The sequence below is a fragment of the Geodermatophilus dictyosporus genome (assembly GCF_900115505.1).
Taxonomy (GTDB): Bacteria; Actinomycetota; Actinomycetes; order Mycobacteriales; family Geodermatophilaceae; genus Geodermatophilus; species Geodermatophilus dictyosporus.
Genome location: NZ_FOWQ01000002.1, coordinates 172,641 through 189,618 on the forward strand (window position 1 = coordinate 172,641; position 16,978 = coordinate 189,618).

A 16,978-nucleotide genomic window follows, 5' to 3' on the forward strand; every position below is an offset into this window, starting at 1 on the left:
CCGGGCGCCGCCGCCGGTAAGCGGTCTGCTCCGGCGTTCACGCAGGCCCGTCCCGGGTAGGGGGCCTGCGATGGACCTCCGCTCGCGCTCCCGGGGCGCACTCGTCGTGCTGTCGGCACTCGGCGTCCTGGCGACGTCGGGGTGCTCCTACGTCGTCATCGGCCAGCCGAGCTCGCAGCTCGCGCCCCAGCAGTCGGTGGGCGACGGCACCGTGCCGATCGTCGGCGCGACCGACGGGCCGATCGACACGCTGGCCCGCAACGCGCTGGCCGACCTGGAGACCTACTGGGCCGGGACCTTCCCCGACGTGTACGGGGAGGCCTTCCCGCCGCTGACCGGCGGCTACTTCAGCGTCGACCCGAACGACGTCGACCCCGGCGCCTACCCCGAGGGCATCGGCTGCGGCACCGACCCGCGCGACCTGGAGAACAACGCCTTCTACTGCTCGGCGCAGGGCGTGCCCAACTCCGACTCGATCAGCTACGACCGCGCCTTCCTCGGCCAGCTCGCCGCCGAGTACGGCCAGGTGCTGCCCCAGCTGGTCATGGCGCACGAGTTCGGCCACGCGGTGCAGGGCCGGGTCGGCTACCCGCAGACCTCGATCGCCACCGAGACCCAGGCCGACTGCCTCGCCGGCGCCTGGACGGCGTGGGTCGCCGACGGCAGCGCCCAGTACGCGCAGCTCGACACCGACGACCTCGACCAGCTGCTGCGCGGCTACTTCCTGCTGCGCGACCCGGTGGGCACCGGCAGCGGCGAGCAGCAGGCGCACGGCTCCTACTTCGACCGCGTCTCGGCGTTCCAGGAGGGCTTCGACGACGGCCCGACCGCCTGCCGCGACCGCTTCGGCCCCGACCGGGTGTTCACCCAGGGCGAGTTCACCAGCGACACCGACTTCGCCAACCGGGGCAACGCGCCCTTCGACGACACCCAGGACATCCTCGCCGCGTCGCTGCCCGAGTTCTGGAGCCGGGCGTTCGAGGAGGTGCTCGACGGCACCTTCACCGCGCCGGCGCTGGACACCTTCAGCGGCAGCCCGCCGGGGTGCGCGGGCGCCGACGTCGCGCTGGTGTACTGCGCCGACGGCGGGGACGGCGACGCGGGCCTGGTCGCCTACGACAGCGGCCTGGCCCGCGACGCCTACGAGCTCGGCGACTTCGCCGTGGTCACCGGGGTGTCCATCCCCTACGCGCTGGCCGCCCGCGACCAGCTGGGCCTGTCCACCGGCGACACCGGCGCGCTCCAGTCGGCCGTGTGCCTGACCGGCTGGTACTCCGCGCAGGTCTACAACCAGCAGCTGTCGACGGTGACCATCTCCCCCGGCGACCTCGACGAGAGCGTGCAGTTCCTGCTGGAGTACGGCAACGACCCCGACGTCCTCGCCGACGTCGAGCTCACCGGCTTCCAGCTGGTCGACGTCTTCCGCGCCGGCTTCCTGCAGGGCGCCGGCCCCTGCGACGTGGGCGCCTGAGGAAGGACCCCCTCGCCCCCCACCGCTCGCGAGCTCGCGGCGGGCCCCTGCGAGGGGGCCGCTCAGTACAACGCGGCCGTGAGCTGGCGGCGGGCGGCGGCCACCCGCGGGTCCTCGCCGCCGACGACGTCGAACAGCTCCACCAGGTGCTGCCGCGCCCGGTCGCGGTCCTCCCCCGCGGTGCGCCGGACGACGTCGACCAGGCGGGTGAAGGCCCCCTCGACGTCGCCGGTGCCGAGCAGGAAGTCGGCGGCGCGGGTCTGCGCCTCGACGTCGTCGGGCTCGGCGTCGGCCCGGGCGAGCGCGTCGGGCCCGGCGGCGTCGGCGCGGCGGAACAGCTGCACCTGGCGCAGCGCCAGGCCGGCGACGGGGTGGTCGGGCTCGGTCTCGAGGATCGCCGCGTAGGCGGCCTCGGCGGCCTCCAGGTCCCCGCGCTCGAGGGCGGCCTCGGCGGCGTCCAGGCGGGGGTCGTCGAGGCCGTCGTCCTCGCCCTCGGCGCCGCCGGGCACCGCGCCGCCGGTGGTGGCGCGCACCAGCTCGGTGACGAACTGGCGGGCCTGCTCCTCGGGGATGGCGCCGGTGAACTCCGCGACCAGCTGCCCCTGCCAGACGGCCTTGACCGCCGGGATGCCCTGCACGCGCAGCCCCTGGGCGAGCGCGGGGTTGGCGTCGACGTCGACCTTGGCCAGCACCCACGAGCCGCCGCCCTCGGCGGCGAGGCGCTCGAGGACCGGGGACAGCTGCTTGCACGGGCCGCACCACTCGGCCCACAGGTCGAGCACGACCGGCACCTGGAAGGAGCGGTCGAGGACCTCGGTCTGGAAGGTGGCCTCGGTGACGTCGACGACCGCCGCGCCGGGCGCGCCCGCGGGGGCCGCGGCGCTCGGCGGCGGGGCGGCCTGGGCCCGCGCGGCGGCCTCGGAGCGCGCCTTGACGGCGGCGAGGTCGACCGCACCGGCCAGGGAGGCGGCCAGCTGCGCCTGCTGGGCCTGCGCGCGCGGGTCGGGGCGTCCGGGACGGGTGGGCTGCATGCCACCCATGATCCCACCGGCCGGCGGGCGCGGTGTCAGCCCTCGGCGGACGGGGCCGCCTCCACGCCCGCGACGTCGCCGGCGCCCAGCCGGACCCGGCGCAGCACCTGGAAGAGGGTGTCGAGCTCGGCCTCGGGCAGGTCGCCGAGGCCGAAGCCGAGGGCCGTGAGGTCGCCGGTGGCCGCCTCCACGACCTCGCGCCCGCGCTCGGTGATGCCGGCCAGCACGCCCCGGCCGTCGGCGGGGTTGGGCCGGCGGTCGACGAACCCGGCCGCGACCAGCCGGTCGATGGCGTTGGTCACGCTGGTCGGGTGGACCATCAGCCGGCTGCCGATCACCTTCAGCGGCAGCCGCCCGGTGCGGCTGAAGGTGAGCAGCACCAGCACCTCGTAGCGGGCGAAGGTCAGCCCGTGCGGGCGCAGCACCTCGTCGAAGCGGGCCAGCAGGATCTGCTGCACCCGGAACACCGACGTCGCCGCGCGCATCGCCGCGGCCGGCCCGAAGCGCTGCTCCCAGCTCTCCCCCGCGCGCTCGATCGGGTCGAACGGCAGCCCCAGCGCCCGAGCCATGCCGCCGACGCTACCCGGGTGCGCTGGATCAGCCGTCCGCGACACCGTGCACGCTCGTGCCCCGACCACCGATCCGTCCACCCCAGCTGACCGGCCGGGCGTTCCGCGGATCGAACGCCGTGCGCCGACGCGGTCGCCTGCACCGTTCCTCCGTCGTGTCGCTCGGGCGCCGTCGACGGGGTCCTCCTGAGTCGCCGCGCACGGGCCCCCGACGACGTGACGACGCGGGGCTCGACCCGCCTCACCACACCGCTGCGCGCGGCGCTGGACCCGTCCCGGGCCCGCCCGCTCGACGAGGCCGTGGTGCACCTCGACCGCCTCCTGCGCAGTCGCCTGGTCGGCGTGCGCGAGGTGCGGGCCCTGGCTGCTGACCTGACCGGGCGGGACCGCCGACACGTCCGCCGGGTCGCTGCGCTCGCCGACGGGGCTGGCCGAGTCCCCACAGGGGACCCGGGTGCGCCTGCTGCTGTCCCGGTCCGACCTGCCTGCGCCGGCGGCCCAGCACGTCGTGCGCGACGGTGGCGGGTTCGTCGCCCGGGTGGACTTCGCCTGGCCGGCACACCGCCTGGCGTTGGAGTACGACGGCGTGTGGCACGGCGACCCGGCCCGGTTCCGGGCGGACCGGGCGCGGCTCGACCGGCTCACCGCGGCCGGCCGGCGCGCCGTCTTCCCCACCGCGGCGGACCTCCACCGACCCGATGCGCTGCTGCTGCGCCTGCGCGGCCTCCTCCGCGCACCGGGATGCGCCTGAGCGTCGTCATGCGGACCGGGTGACCACGCTGTGCCGCATCTCGGCGCGACCGGCGACGGGACGTCAGACGGCGGGGCGCAGGGGCGGGGGCCGCCGGATGCCGAAGACCTCGCGCAGCGCCACCTTGGCCGCGTTGTCCCCGCAGGCCCCGTGCACCGCGGGCCCGGGCGGGGTGGCTGCGGACGCCAGGTAGACGCCCGGGAGCGGCGTCTTGTGCGTGTTCCAGCGCGGCACCGGGCGGAAGAGCATCTGCCGCAGCGACGCCTCGCCGTTGGAGATGTCGCCCCCGACGTGGTTGGGGTTCCACGCCTCCATCGCCGGGGCGTTCTTCACCGCCCGCTCGAGGATCGTGTCGCGGAAGCCGGGCGCGAACCGCTCGACCTGCGCCTCGATGGCGGCGGTCATGTCGACGTCGGACCCGTGCGGCACGTGCACGTAGGCCCAGAAGACGTGCCCGCCCTCGGGGGCCCGGGTCGGGTCGACGACGGTCGGCTGGACGGCGAGGACGTAGGGCTTGTCGGTGATCCGCCCCGCTGCCGGCGCCGACTCCCCCTCCATCGTCTCGGCCATCGTCCCGGCCACGTGGATGGTGCCCGCCTCCCGCACCTCCGGGTTGGCCCACGGCACCGGCTCGGACAGCACCCAGTCGATCTTGAAGACGCCGGGGCCGTGCTCGTACCGCGACACCCACCGCCGGTAGCCCGGGTGGACGCGGTCGCCGGCCATCTGCACCAGCGCGCGCGGCGTGGTGTCGAGCAGCACCGCGGGGACGCCGTCGAACTCGCGCAGGTCGGTGACCAGGTGCCCGGTGACGACCTCGCCGCCCTGCTGCTCCAGCGCGGTGACCATCGCGTCGGCCAGCCGCTGCGAGCCGCCCTCGACCAGCGGCCACCCGCGGTGGTGCGCCAGCATCCCGAGCACCAGGCCCAGGCCCGCGGTGAGGGGCCGGGCCAGGTCGAGCATGCCGTGCGCGGCGGCACCGGTGACCAGCGCCTGGGCGCCGTCGGTCTCGAAGTACCGGCGGGCCAGCCACCGGACGTTGGGCAGCGCGTTGAGCGCGAAGTGGGTGATCGCCGTGGTGCTGCGCGTGGGCAGCCGGCGCAGCTCGCTGGTGAGGAAGAAGTCGATGACGTCCTGGCCGTGCTCGACCAGCGGCTCGAAGAGGCGGCGGTAGGCCGGGCCGTCGACCCCCAGCCCCTCGACCGTCTCGTCCAGCGAGTACCGGGAGACCGTGGCCTGCCCGCCGTCGAGCGGGTGGGCGTAGGCGACCTCCGGGTGCAGCAGCCGCACGCCCCGGCTGGGCAGGTCGAACTCGCGGAAGAACGGGGCCGCGGCGGCCATGGGGTGCACGATCGAGCAGGTGTCGTGCCGGTAGCCCGGCCGGGTCAGCTCCTCGGTGCGCATCCCCCCACCGGGCTTGTCCGCCTGCTCGACCACCTGCACGCGCAGGCCGGCGGCGGCCAGCCGGAGGGCAGCGGCCAGGCCGTTCGGCCCGGCTCCCACGACGACGGCGTCCGGCTTCCCGTTCACCGGGTCAGTCTGCCCGCGGGGCCTCGGAGCTGCGCGAGGAGCCGGTCGGCGGCGCGGTGGGGGTCGGTCTCCCCCGCCACCACCTCGCCGGCCAGCGCGGTCAGCGCCGCCGAGCCGCGCACCTGGCCCATGCGCTCGCGGAGCCCGGCCAGCGCGAGGGCCTCGATCTCGCGGGCGGCCCGCTCGGTCCGCCGGCGCGCGCCCTCGCCGGACCCCTCCAGCCAGCGGCGGTGCGCCTCGACCTCGGCGAGGACCCGCTCCACGCCCTCCTCCCGGGCGGCCACCGTGCGCAGGATCGGCGGCCTCCAGGCGCCCGGCCCGGTGTGCCGCCCGCCGAGCGACTGGGCGTAGCGCAGGTCGCGCACCGTCTGGTCGGCGCCGTCGCGGTCGGCCTTGTTGACGACGAGCACGTCGGCGACCTCGAGGATCCCGGCCTTGGCCGCCTGGATGCCGTCGCCCATCCCCGGAGCCACGAGCACCAGCGTGGTGTCGGCCAGCGAGGCGATCTCCAGCTCCGACTGCCCGACGCCGACGGTCTCGACCAGCACGACGTCGCACCCGGCCGCGTCGAGCACGCGCAGCGCCTGGGGCGCGGCCCAGGACAGTCCGCCGAGGTGCCCGCGGGAGGCCATCGAGCGGATGTAGACGCCGGGGTCGCCGGCGTGGTCCTGCATGCGCACGCGGTCGCCGAGCAGCGCCCCGCCGGAGAAGGGCGACGACGGGTCGACGGCGAGCACGCCCACCCGCCGGCCGGCCGCCCGCAGCGCGCGCACCAGCGCGGTCGTCGTCGTGGACTTGCCCACGCCCGGGGCACCGGTCAGGCCGATGGTCTGCGCGTGCCCGGTGTGCGGGGCCAGCGCGGCGGCGACCTCGCGCAGCACCGGGCTGGCGTCCTCGACCAGCGAGATCAGGCGCGCCACCGCGCGGGCCTCGCCGTCGCGGGCGCGGGCGACCAGGTCGGGGACGTCGACGTGCCGGCGCCCCCGGCGCCCGAGGGGGGCGACAGGGGCGCCGGTCCGGACGGCGAGGCCGTCGGGGGTCACGCCTTCGCGGGCACGTGCAGGATCAGCGCGTCGCCCTGGCCGCCGCCGCCGCACAGCGCGGCGGCACCCACGCCGCCGCCGCGGCGGCGCAGCTCCAGCGCCACGTCGAGCACGATCCGGGCGCCGCTCATGCCGATCGGGTGGCCCAGGGCGATGGCGCCGCCGTTGGGGTTGACCTTCTCGGGGTCGATGCCGAGCTCGCGGGTGGAGACCAGCGCGACGGCGGCGAAGGCCTCGTTGAACTCGACGAGGTCGAGCTCCTTCGGGTCGATGCCCTCCCGCTCGCAGGCCCGCTGGACGGCGCGCGAGGGCTGGCTCTGCAGCGTGGCGTCGGGGCCGGCGACGACGCCGTGGGCGCCGATCTCCGCGATGGGGGTGATGCCCAGCTCGGCGGCCTTCTCGGCGCTCATCACCACGACCGCGCAGGCGCCGTCGGAGATCTGCGAGGCGGTGCCGGCGGTGATGGTGCCGTCCTTCGCGAAGGCCGGCTTGAGCCGCGACAGGGTCTCGACCGTGGTGTCGGCGCGGACGCCCTCGTCGTCGCGGAACTCGATCGGGTCGCCCTTGCGCTGCGGGATGAGGACCGGGGCGATGGCCTCCTCGAAGATCCCGTTCTTCCCGGCGCGGGCGGCCTTCTGGTGGCTCTCGGCGGCGAAGGCGTCCTGCTCCTCGCGGGTCAGGTCGTAGCGGCTGTTGGCCTGCTCGGTCAGCGCCCCCATGGCGACCTGGTCGAAGGTGTCCGACAGCCCGTCGTGCGCCATGGCGTCGACGAGCGTGGCGTTGCCGTACTTGGTGCCGCTGCGGGAACCGGGCAGCAGGTGCGGCGCCTGGGTCATCGACTCCTGCCCACCGGCGACGACGACGTCGAACTCGCCGGCGCGGATGAGCTGGTCGGCCAGCGCGATGGCGCTCAGGCCGGACAGGCACACCTTGTTCACGGTGATGGCCGGCACGGTCATCGGGATGCCGGCGGCGACGGCCGCGGGGCGGGCCGGGTTCTGGCCGGCGCCGGCCTGCAGCACCTGGCCCATGATCACGTACTCGACCTGGTCGCCGGAGATCCCGGCGCGGTCGAGCGCGGCCCTGATGGCGACGGCGCCGAGGTCGGCCGCGGAGAAGTCCTTGAGCGAGCCGAGCAGGCGGCCCATCGGCGTCCGGGCGCCGCTGACGATGACCGAGCGGGACATGGTGCCTCCAGTGCCGGTCGCCGCCGCCGGCGACCGCGGGTCGGGCCGCACCGGCACAGGACGGCAGGTCGCGGCGAAAGGGCTGCCGATCAGGATAGATCGGTTCTCGAACCGGGTCGACGGGCGCCGGGGTTCGATGGTGCACGACCGGGTAGGCCGTCAGGGATCACGCCCCACCCCCAGCAGAGGAGACACCGTGCCCCGCCTGACCGTCGGCACCGAGAACGGCCGGCCCGTCGAGCTGCACTACGAGGACCACGGCTCCGGCCGCCCCGTCGTGCTCATCCACGGCTGGCCGCTGTCCGGCCGCTCCTGGGAGGCCCAGGTGGGCCCCCTCGTGGAGGCCGGCCACCGCGTCGTCACCTACGACCGGAGGGGCTTCGGCGACTCCTCGCAGCCCTGGACCGGCTACGACTACGACACCTTCGCCGCGGACCTCGACGCGCTGCTCGGCAGCCTCGACCTGACCGACGTCACCCTCGTCGGCTTCTCGATGGGCGGCGGCGAGGTGGTCCGCTACCTCTCCCGGTACGGCACCGCGCGGGTCCGGAGCGCCGTGCTGGCCGCGGCCGTCCCGCCCTACCTGTACCGGAGCGACGACAACCCCGACGGCGGCCTCGACGACGCCACCATCGAGCAGTTCCGGGCCGGCGTCCGCGGCGACCGGCTGGCCTTCCTCGACGGCTTCACCAAGGACTTCTTCACCCCGGGCGGCAGCAGCCTGCTCAAGGGTCCGGCGGTCAGCGAGGCGCAGCGGCAGTACGCCCTGCAGATCGCCGCGTTCGCCTCGCCCAAGGGGACGCTGGACTGCATCACCGCCTTCGGCCGGACCGACTTCCGGGCCGACGTCGCGGCGGTCACCGTGCCGACGCTGGTGATCCACGGCGACAGCGACGCGATCGTCCCGTTCGAGGTCAGCGGGAAGCGGGCACACGAGGCGATCGCCGGCAGCGAGCTGGTCGTGATCGAGGGCGGCCCGCACGGCGTCAACGCCTCGCACGCCGAGCAGTTCAACCGGGCGCTGCTGGGCTTCCTCGCCCGCTGAGGGAGGACCTGCCGCCCGGGGGCCCGTCGCACCACCGCGGGCGGCGGGCCCCGTGCGCGTGATGCGCACCACAGTCTGTAGGTCGTCTCAGACGTCTTGCGCCACGATGGCGCGGTGACCGCACACGACGCGACGCCCACGGGCCTGCCCGCCGAGCTGTTCACCACCATCGACCACGTCGGCATCGCCGTCCCCGATCTGGACGAGGCCATCGCCTTCTACGCGCAGGCCTTCGGCGTGCGGTCGGTGCACGAGGAGACCAACGAGGAGCAGGGCGTCCGCGAGGCCATGCTCGCCGTCGGCACCGGAGACACCCGCATCCAGCTGCTCGCCCCGCTGACCCCCGAGTCGACGATCGCGAAGTTCATCGGCCGCTCCGGCCCCGGCCTGCAGCAGCTGGCCTTCCGGGTCGACGACGTCGAGGCGGTCAGCGCCACCCTGCGCGAGCGCGGCCTGCGGCTGCTCTACGACACCCCCAGGCGCGGGACGTCGGACAGCCGGGTCAACTTCGTCCACCCCAAGGACGCCGGCGGCGTCCTCGTCGAGCTCGTCGAGCCCGCCCGCACCCCCTCCTGAGACCCCCGGCGCCGGGGCCCCGTCCCCGGTGCGGGAGCGCCGGTTACCAGTCGGTAACCTGCCGCCGCACGGCCCCGCCCTCCGAGCCGACGAAGACCCGGGAGTGACACGTGGACGCCATCAGGGACGCCATCCTCGCCGACCAGCTCACCGACATCGGAGGGCTCCCGGTGCCGGAGTCCTACCGGGCGGTGCTGGTGCGCAAGGACGAGCAGGACATGTTCACCGGCCTGACCGCCAAGGAGAAGGACCCGCGCAAGTCCCTCCACGTGGAGGAGGTGCCCACCCCGGAGCTGGGCCCGGGCGAGGCGATCGTGGCGGTGATGGCCTCCTCGGTGAACTACAACACCGTGTGGACGTCGATCTTCGAGCCCGTCTCCACCTTCGGGTTCCTCGAGCGCTACGGCCGCCAGAACGACCTCACCAAGCGGCACGACCTGCCCTACCACGTGGTCGGCTCGGACCTGGCCGGCGTGGTGCTGCGGGTGGGCCCGGGGGTGAACCGGTGGAAGCCGGGCGACGAGGTGGTGGCGCACTGCCTGTCGGTGGAGCTGGAGGACCCGGCCGGCCACGACGACACGATGATGGACCCCCAGCAGCGCATCTGGGGTTTCGAGACCAACTTCGGCGGCCTCGCCGAGCTCGCCCTGGTCAAGTCCAACCAGCTGATGCCCAAGCCGGCGCACCTGTCCTGGGAGGAGGCCGCCGCCCCGGGCCTGGTCAACTCCACCGCCTACCGGCAGCTGGTCTCCCGCAACGGCGCCGGGATGAAGCAGGGCGACGTCGTGCTCATCTGGGGCGCCTCGGGCGGGCTGGGCTCCTACGCCACCCAGATGGCGCTCAACGGCGGCGCGATCCCCGTCTGCGTCGTCTCCAGCCCGGAGAAGGCCGACATCGTGCGGAAGATGGGCGCGGAGCTGGTCATCGACCGCTCCGCGGAGGGCTACAAGTTCTGGCGCGACGAGGACACCCAGGACCCCAAGGAGTGGCAGCGCCTCGGCAAGCGGATCCGCGAGCTGACCGGCGGCGACGACGTCGACATCGTCTTCGAGCACCCCGGCCGGGAGACCTTCGGCGCGTCGGTCTACGTCGCCAAGAAGGGCGGCACGATCGTCACCTGCGCCTCCACCAGCGGCTACATGCACTCCTACGACAACCGCTACCTGTGGATGAACCTCAAGCGGATCGTCGGGTCGCACTTCGCCAACTACAAGGAGGCGTGGGAGGCCAACCGGCTCATCGACAAGGGCCTCATCCACCCCACCCTGTCGAAGACCTACGCCATGGACGACGTCGGCCAGGCCGCCTACGACGTCCACCACAACCTGCACCAGGGCAAGGTCGGCGTGCTCACCCTCGCCCCCACTGAGGGCCTGGGCGTCAAGGACGGCGAGAAGCGGGAGAAGCACCTCCCCGCGATCAACCGCTTCCGCGGCGTCTGAGCCGTGCCGGTCCCGGACCCGCCCGCGGGTCCGGGACCGCGCGCCGTCCGGTGCCGTGCCGCCGGGCCCGGGCACCCTGGGGGAGGTACGGGGGCGCCACCCGGACACGCTGACGCCCCTCCCCCGACTCTGCGAGGATGGCCGCATGAGCGATCCCCGCCGCGACCTGCTGCCGATGCGCGAGGCCCAGCACTCGTTCGACGTGGTGCTGCGGGGCTACGACCGTCACCAGGTGGCCGAGACCATCGAGCGCCTCGAGGCCGACATCCGCGTCGCGCTGGCCGACCGGGACGCCGCCGCGAGCCGCTCGACCGACCTCGCCGGCCAGCTCTCGGCGATGCACGCGGAGATCGAGCAGCTGCGCCGCAAGGCCGCCAACGCCGGCCCCGCCACCTTCGAGAACATGAGCGAGCGCATCTCGCACATGCTCCGGCTGGCCGAGGAGGAGGCCGCCGACATCCGCGGCCGGGCCGAGCAGGAGGCCCGGGCGCTGCGCGAGCACACCGCCGCCGAGGAGCGGGCCATGCTCGAGCGCCAGGCGGCCGGCCGCGCCGAGGTGGAGCACGTCCTCGCCGAGGCCCGGCAGAACGCCGAGCAGATCGCCAGCAAGGCGCAGATCCGTGCCGACGAGCTGGTGGCCAAGGCCCAGGAGAAGGTCGCCCGGCTCGACGCCGAGTCGCAGGCCCGCCGCGCCAAGGTCGAGGAGGACTTCGAGATCGCCCAGCGCGCCCGTCGCGCCGACGCCGCCCGGGCCGAGGAGGAGCGCGAGCGCGCCTCCGTCCAGGCCGCCCGCGAGCGGGTCGCCGCGGCCGAGGCGCACGCGGCCCGCGTCGTCGGGGAGGCCGAGGCCTCCGCCGCCGCGATCCGGCGGGTGCGCGACGAGCTCACCGCACGCCTCACCGAGGCCCGCCGGGTGCTCTCCGCCCTGCCCGACCTCGCCGACCGGCCCCAGCAGCAGCCCGCCGGCCGGCCGGCCGCGCCCCCGCAGGGCGCCCCCCAGGAGCCGTCCGCGGCGCGCCGGGAGGCCGAGGGCCGGCGCACCGGCGACACCCGGACCGCACCCCCGCCCACCGGCCCCCAGACGGCGATCCAGCCCGTGGCGGGACCGCAGACCGGCATGCAGCGGGTCGTCGGCCCGCAGACCGGCGGACAGCCGGTGCCGCCGCGCCCGGCGCCGCAGGCGCGGCCGGCCGAGGGCCCCGCAGCAGGCGGGGAGGCCGCGGCCGCCCGCCAGCCGACCCGGCCGTCGGCGCCGCCCACCCAGCCGGCCGTGCAGCCCCTGCCCGCGCAGGAGGCCCCGTCCGCCCAGACCCAGCAGATCCGGCCGGTGTCCGCGCCGGACCAGGGTGGCGCGGGCACGGGCGGGCAGGGCCGGCACGCGGGACCCCCGACGGGCGCCACGCGCACGGTGACCGCCGAGCAGGAGGCCGTGGCCCCCGACGCCGACGGTCCCCGGACGAAGGTGCAGCCCGCCGTCGGCCCGGGCGCCCCGTCGGACACCGGCGGCCAGCCCGCCGTCCCCGGGCAGCGCTGACCGCTCCCCCGGACGCGGTGACACCGGCCGCGTCGACCGTCCCCGCGCGCTGCGGCCGGTGACGCGGTAGGCAGTGTCCGTGCCCGACACCGCCGGCCCGGTACCCACCGGTCCGACGGCGTCCCGGGGCGACCCCGCCCGGCCACCGCACCGTCACCGGGCGCAGCACCGGGCCCGGTCGGCCCTGCTGACCGCGCCCCCCGTGCGCGGCAGCCTGCTGGCGCTCGGGCTGGCCGTCGTGGTCGCAGGTGCCGTCCTCGTCGGGTCCGCCGCCGGCGGCGCCTCCGCCCCCGTCGCCGGCGCGACCCCGTCGGACCCGCTCCCCGGAGCGTCGTCGGCGCCGTCGGCGGCCGCGCCCGCGCCGGTCGCCGACTGGCTGGCCGCGGCGCTGCCGGTGGGCACCGACGTGGCCGCCTCCGCCGCGGTCCGCGACGAGCTCGCCGCGGCAGGCGTCCCGGCCGACCGGCTGCGGCCGGCGGAGGACGGCGTGCCGCCCGGGGCGCTGCTCGCCGTCGTCGGCCCGGCACCCGGCGGGTCGCGTGTCGTGGCCGGCTTCGACCGGTCCGGGAACGGCAGCACGCTGCTCGTGGTCGACCCGGCGCCGGGCGGGCCGACCGCGGAGGAGTTCGCGCAGCGGCAGGCGCTGGCCGCGGCGCTGCTGGCCAACCCGACCACCGGCGCCGACGGCGCGACCGCCGACGTGCTCGCCCGCGCCGAGGTCGACCAGCGGCTGCTCGGCCTGCTCGCCGCCCTGGCCGCCCAGGACGGCGTCGGGATCGGCGGCCTGCCCCGGCTGCCCGGCGAGGAGGGCTCGGGCACGCCGGCGCGGCGGGCCGTGCTGACCCGGCTCGGCGACGCGGCGGTGCCGGCCGACCCGGCGGCCACCCGGCGCCTGGTGTCCTGGTTGGAGGCGCAGCTCCCGCCGTTCGCTCCCGACGACGTGACGGTGACCCCTGGGGGCGTGCTGGTGTCGTTCTGCTACGTCTCGGACCCCGACGCGGTGGTGACCGCCGCGACCCGGTGACGCGCCCGGGACCCCCCGAGGTGCGCACCGACGGCCGGCGGGGTCCACTGTGCCTCGTTCCCACACCACTCCCCGCGGCGACGCCCGCGGATCCCCCAGCAGCGGAGGACCAGTGACGGCGACACGGGGTGCGGGAGCCGGCCGGCTCCTGGCGGTGACGGCGCTGACGGCGGCCGTCGTGGGCTTCCCGGCCTCGGCGGCGCACGCCGCCGAGGGCGGCCTGCTACGGCTGGCCCACCTCTCCCCCGACACCCCGGCCGTCGACGTCTACGTCGACTCGGTCGCCGACCCGGCCGTCGGCCAGGTCTTCCCCGGCGTCGACTACGGCACGGTGTCGGAGTACCAGGACGTCCCGCCCGGCAGCTACGCGATCAGCATGCGGCCCGCCGGTGCCGACCCGGGGACCCCGCCGGTGCTGTCCACGACCGTGCAGGTCGACGCGGACAGCGCCCGCACGGTGGCCGGCGTCGGCCCGTTCGCCGACCTCGGCCTCGAGGTGCTCGAGGACGACCTCACGCCCCCGGCCCCGGGCAGCGCGCGGCTGCGGGTCGTCGCCGCGGCCGCCGGCGCGCAGACCCTCGACGTCGCCGTCCCGGGTGGGCCGGCGCTGGCCGGCGGCCTGGCGTTCGCCGACACCACCCCCTACGTCGACGTCCCGGCCGGCGCCACGGCCATCACGGTGACGCCGGCCGGTGGCCAGGCCACCGAGCTGCCGGTGCAGGTGGCCGCGGGCTCGGTGTACAGCGTGCTGGTGCTCGACCGCCCCGGCGGTGGGCTGACCGTGCAGACCGCCCTGGACGCCGCCGGCCCCGGCGTCGTCCCGGCCGGTGGCGTGGAGGCGGGTGCGGGCGGCACCGCCGATGACGGCGCGCCGCTGCCCGTGACGGCCGGCGTGGTGGCCGGTTCGCTGGCCGCCGGCGCCGGGCTGGTCCTGGTGGCGACCCGGGCGGTCGCGGGACGCGGTCCCGGCCGGCACGCGGCGCGGTCCCGCGTGCGGTGAGGGCTCTGCGGCACGGTGCTGCCCGGCGGCCGCGTCACCGTGCCCCGCGCGGCCGCGGGCCGGCCGCCCTCCGGGTGCTCCTGGCCGTCCTCGCCGCCGGTGCCGGCGGCTTCGCCCTGCTCGCGCCGGCCGGGTCCCCCCCGGCGGCCGCGCAGGCCCGCGAGACGCCGCCACCCGTGGTCGTGGTCCAGCAGACCCGGGCGCCCTCGGCGCCGCCCACCCGCGTCCGGGTGCCGGCCATCGGCGTGGACACCCCGCTGGTCGACCTCGGCCTGGACGCCGCGGGCGCCCTCGAGGCCCCGGCCGACTTCGGCCGGGCCGGGTGGTTCGCCGGCGGCACGGTGCCCGGCGACGTCGGCCCCGCCGTGCTCGCCGGTCACGTGGACTCCGTCGACGGCCCCGCGGTCTTCTCCCGGCTGCGCGAGCTGGCCGCCGGCGACGAGGTCCTCGTCGACCGCGCCGACGGGACGACGGCCCGCTTCCGGGTCACCGACGTCGAGCGCCACCCCAAGGACGCCTTCCCGACCGCGTCGGTCTACGGCCCCACGGCCGACGCCCAGCTGCGGCTGGTCACCTGCGGCGGCGACTTCGACCGCGCGGCGCGCAGCTACGAGGACAACGTGGTGGTCTTCGCGACGCTGGTGGGGTGAGGCAGCGGGGCCTCCTCCTACCGCCGGTGGCCGCGGGCCCGCCAGCAGGCGGTGTGCCAGTGCCGGCGCAGGTCGGCGGCGGAGTCGGTGTCCCACGGGTCGTGGTCGGAGTCGCGCGGGTAGGCCGGCCAGGTGACCAGGTGCGGCGTCCCCGGCCGGATCTCCTGGTCGCAGCCCGGGCAGCGGTAGGGCTTGGTGCTGGCCGCACCGGTCAGCGTGCGGACCACCCAGTCGCCGTCGGCGGCCTCCTCGACGTCCTCGCGGCGACGCGACAGCGGGGGGCGGCCGGCCGGCCGCCCCCCGCTGCTGCGTCGTCCCCGGCGGGGCACCTCAGCGGCCGGAGTAGTCCCGGAAGCCGCGGCCGGCCTTGCGGCCGAGGTACCCGGCGGTCACCAGGTGCTCGAGCAGCGGCGCGGGCGCGAAACCGGGCTCGCGGAACTCGGTGTAGAGCTCGCGCTCGATGGCGAGCGCCACGTCCAGGCCGACGACGTCGAGCAGCTCGAAGGGGCCCATCGGGTAGCCGCAGCCGACCTTCATCGCCGCGTCGATGTCGTCGGCGGTCGCGTAGTGCGCCTCGAGCATCTTCACCGCGTCGTTGAGGTAGGGGAACAGCAGCGCGTTGACGATGAACCCGGCCCGGTCCGAGCAGGACACCGCGTGCTTGCCCAGCTGCCCGCAGACGGCGTGCGCGGTGGCCGCGACGTCGGGCGCGGTGGCGATGGTGCTCACCACCTCGACCAGCTTCATCACCGGCGCGGGGTTGAAGAAGTGCAGGCCGACCACGTCGCCCGGGCGCTCGCTGGCCTTGGCGCACTCGATGACCGGCAGGCTGGAGGTCGTCGTGGCGAGCACGGCACCGGGCCGGGCGATCTCGCCCAGGGCGGCGAACAGCGCCTGCTTGACCGGCAGCGACTCCACGACCGCCTCGACGACGAGGTCGCGGTCGGCGAACTCGTCGAGCGACGTCGTCCCGCGGACCCGGCCCATGACCTCGTCGCGGCCGGCCTCGTCGAGCCGCCCGCGGGCGACCTGCTTGTCCAGCGAGCGGCGCAGCGCCGTGAGGACCGCCTCGACCTTCTCCGGGGAGCGGGCCTGGAACAGCGTGTCGTACCCGCCCTTGGCGACCACCTCGACGATGCCGGTGGCCATGGTCCCCGAGCCGACGACGCCGACGGTGGCGACCGGGCGGGCGCCCTCGGTGGTCCCGCCGGGGACGGGGGTCTGCTCGTCGGCGACGACCTCGGCCGAGCCGGGGGCCGCGTAGGTGTAGAAGCCGCGGCCGGACTTCCGGCCCAGCAGGCCCGCGGTCACCATCTGCTTGATGACCGGGCTCGGTGCGTGCAGCCGGTCGCGCGACTGCTTGTACATCGTGTCGAGGATCTCGTAGGCGGTGTCGATGCCGATGAGGTCCATGAGCGCCAACGGGCCCATCGGCAGGCCACAGCCCAGCCGCATCGCCGCGTCGAGGTCCTCGCGGCTGGCGTAGCGGTTCTCGTACATGGCCACGGCGTGGTTGAGGTAGCCGAAGAGCAGCGCGTTGGCGATGAAGCCCGCCTTGTCGCCGATCGTGACGTCGACCTTGCCCAGCCGGGCGGCCAGCGCCTCGACGTCCTCGATGACCGAGGGCTCGGTGACGACGGTGCGCACCACCTCGACGAGCTTCATGACCGGCGCGGGGTTGAAGAAGTGCATCCCGATGACCTTGCTCGGCCGGCCGGTGGCCACCGACAGCTCGGTCACCGACAGGCTGGAGGTGTTGGTCGCCAGGATGGTGTCCGGCGGGCAGATCTTGTCCAGCTGCGCGAACAGGTCGGTCTTGAGCTCCATCCGCTCGGGGACCGCCTCGACGACCAGCTCGGCCTGGGCGAGGTCCTCCAGCGCCGTGCTGAACCGGATCCGCCCGAGGATGGCGTCCCGCTCGGCGGGCTCCAGCTTGCCGCGCGCCACCGCGCGCCCGGTGGAGTGCTCGACGTGTGCCCGGCCCCGGGCCAGCGCGTCCCCGCTGATCTCGACGGCGGTCACCGACAGGCCCGCGCGGGCCAGCACCTCGGCGATGCCGGCACCCATCGTGCCCAGCCCCACCACGCCGACCTCGGTCAGTTCTCTGGCCACGCTGCCATCCCTC

General features: G+C 76.0%; 16 protein-coding genes. 9 read left to right on the top strand and 7 right to left on the bottom strand.

Annotated features, from left to right (window positions below):
* The first annotated feature begins 70 nt into the window (after positions 1–70).
* Positions 71–1,471 carry a neutral zinc metallopeptidase gene (locus BMZ33_RS04340; RefSeq protein WP_091108252.1) on the top strand — a complete coding sequence of 467 codons (1,401 nt, stop codon included), beginning with the start codon at positions 71–73 and terminating at the stop codon, positions 1,469–1,471.
* 62 nt (positions 1,472–1,533) lie between these two features.
* On the opposite strand, the gene BMZ33_RS04345 is transcribed toward BMZ33_RS04340, so the two are convergent.
* Positions 1,534–2,502, bottom strand: a complete 969-nt coding sequence (locus tag BMZ33_RS04345) for a tetratricopeptide repeat protein (protein WP_091108857.1) — start codon at positions 2,500–2,502, stop codon at positions 1,534–1,536.
* A gap of 35 nt (positions 2,503–2,537) precedes the next feature.
* On the bottom strand, positions 2,538–3,071 hold the full coding sequence (locus BMZ33_RS04350; protein WP_091108254.1) for a MarR family winged helix-turn-helix transcriptional regulator: 534 nt from the start codon (positions 3,069–3,071) through the stop codon (positions 2,538–2,540).
* 454 nt (positions 3,072–3,525) lie between these two features.
* Here BMZ33_RS04350 and BMZ33_RS04355 point away from each other — a divergent pair, with 454 nt between their 5' ends.
* Positions 3,526–3,822 carry a PDDEXK family nuclease gene (locus BMZ33_RS04355; protein ID WP_091108256.1) on the top strand — a complete coding sequence of 99 codons (297 nt, stop codon included), beginning with the start codon at positions 3,526–3,528 and terminating at the stop codon, positions 3,820–3,822.
* A gap of 63 nt (positions 3,823–3,885) precedes the next feature.
* On the opposite strand, the gene BMZ33_RS04360 is transcribed toward BMZ33_RS04355, so the two are convergent.
* From BMZ33_RS04360 to BMZ33_RS04370, 3 genes are read right to left on the bottom strand one after another with little or no spacing between them, the layout of a single operon-like run.
* Positions 3,886–5,352 (bottom strand): phytoene desaturase family protein, encoded by a 1,467-nt coding sequence (locus BMZ33_RS04360; protein ID WP_091108258.1) that lies wholly within the window; start codon positions 5,350–5,352, stop codon positions 3,886–3,888.
* Positions 5,349–6,395 (bottom strand): methylmalonyl Co-A mutase-associated GTPase MeaB, encoded by a 1,047-nt coding sequence (meaB, locus tag BMZ33_RS04365; RefSeq protein ID WP_091108260.1) that lies wholly within the window; start codon positions 6,393–6,395, stop codon positions 5,349–5,351. Before meaB ends, BMZ33_RS04360 begins: the two co-directional genes overlap by 4 nt.
* Positions 6,392–7,582 (bottom strand): acetyl-CoA C-acetyltransferase, encoded by a 1,191-nt coding sequence (locus BMZ33_RS04370; RefSeq protein WP_091108262.1) that lies wholly within the window; start codon positions 7,580–7,582, stop codon positions 6,392–6,394. The genes meaB and BMZ33_RS04370 overlap by 4 nt, the downstream gene beginning before the upstream one ends.
* A gap of 196 nt (positions 7,583–7,778) precedes the next feature.
* Between BMZ33_RS04370 and BMZ33_RS04375 the strand changes: the two genes are divergently transcribed.
* From BMZ33_RS04375 to BMZ33_RS04405, 7 genes are all read left to right on the top strand, one after another.
* Positions 7,779–8,627: an alpha/beta fold hydrolase gene (locus tag BMZ33_RS04375; RefSeq protein ID WP_091108264.1), complete on the top strand. Its 849-nt coding sequence runs from the start codon at positions 7,779–7,781 to the stop codon at positions 8,625–8,627.
* Between the two features lie 114 nt (positions 8,628–8,741).
* Entirely contained in the window at positions 8,742–9,203 is a 462-nt protein-coding gene (gene mce, locus BMZ33_RS04380) for a methylmalonyl-CoA epimerase (protein ID WP_091108265.1), read from the top strand.
* A 110-nt stretch (positions 9,204–9,313) separates the two neighbouring features.
* Complete coding sequence (gene ccrA / locus BMZ33_RS04385; protein WP_091108266.1) at positions 9,314–10,645, top strand: crotonyl-CoA carboxylase/reductase; 1,332 nt, start codon at positions 9,314–9,316, stop codon at positions 10,643–10,645.
* A gap of 145 nt (positions 10,646–10,790) precedes the next feature.
* Positions 10,791–12,179: a hypothetical protein gene (locus BMZ33_RS04390; protein ID WP_091108268.1), complete on the top strand. Its 1,389-nt coding sequence runs from the start codon at positions 10,791–10,793 to the stop codon at positions 12,177–12,179.
* Between the two features lie 202 nt (positions 12,180–12,381).
* Positions 12,382–13,203, top strand: coding sequence for a hypothetical protein (locus tag BMZ33_RS04395; protein ID WP_136697192.1), 822 nt, complete (start codon positions 12,382–12,384; stop codon positions 13,201–13,203).
* A gap of 112 nt (positions 13,204–13,315) precedes the next feature.
* The gene (locus tag BMZ33_RS24395) at positions 13,316–14,203 is read left to right on the top strand and encodes a DUF4397 domain-containing protein (protein ID WP_091108272.1); all 888 of its coding nucleotides are present in this window, start codon (positions 13,316–13,318) and stop codon (positions 14,201–14,203) included.
* 74 nt (positions 14,204–14,277) lie between these two features.
* Positions 14,278–14,853, top strand: coding sequence for a class F sortase (locus tag BMZ33_RS04405; RefSeq protein ID WP_091108274.1), 576 nt, complete (start codon positions 14,278–14,280; stop codon positions 14,851–14,853).
* Positions 14,854–14,870: 17 nt separating this feature from the next.
* Here BMZ33_RS04405 and BMZ33_RS04410 read toward each other — a convergent pair whose 3' ends face one another.
* The gene (locus BMZ33_RS04410; protein WP_091108276.1) at positions 14,871–15,182 is read right to left on the bottom strand and encodes a hypothetical protein; all 312 of its coding nucleotides are present in this window, start codon (positions 15,180–15,182) and stop codon (positions 14,871–14,873) included.
* A gap of 1 nt (position 15,183) precedes the next feature.
* The gene (locus BMZ33_RS04415) at positions 15,184–16,965 is read right to left on the bottom strand and encodes a 3-hydroxyacyl-CoA dehydrogenase family protein (protein ID WP_091108278.1); all 1,782 of its coding nucleotides are present in this window, start codon (positions 16,963–16,965) and stop codon (positions 15,184–15,186) included.
* Between the last annotated feature and the right edge of the window lie 13 nt (positions 16,966–16,978).

What these genes read in the sequence shown, in the direction of transcription:
- BMZ33_RS04345 (WP_091108857.1), bottom strand. Translation starts at nt 2,502, where the DNA reads ATGCAGCCCACCCGTCCCGGACGCCCCGACCCGCGCGCGCAGGCCCAG.
- BMZ33_RS04370 (WP_091108262.1), bottom strand. Translation starts at nt 7,582, where the DNA reads ATGTCCCGCTCGGTCATCGTCAGCGGCGCCCGGACGCCGATGGGCCGC.
- BMZ33_RS04350 (WP_091108254.1), bottom strand. Translation starts at nt 3,071, where the DNA reads ATGGCTCGGGCGCTGGGGCTGCCGTTCGACCCGATCGAGCGCGCGGGG.
- BMZ33_RS04340 (WP_091108252.1), top strand. Translation starts at nt 71, where the DNA reads ATGGACCTCCGCTCGCGCTCCCGGGGCGCACTCGTCGTGCTGTCGGCA.
- BMZ33_RS04390 (WP_091108268.1), top strand. Translation starts at nt 10,791, where the DNA reads ATGAGCGATCCCCGCCGCGACCTGCTGCCGATGCGCGAGGCCCAGCAC.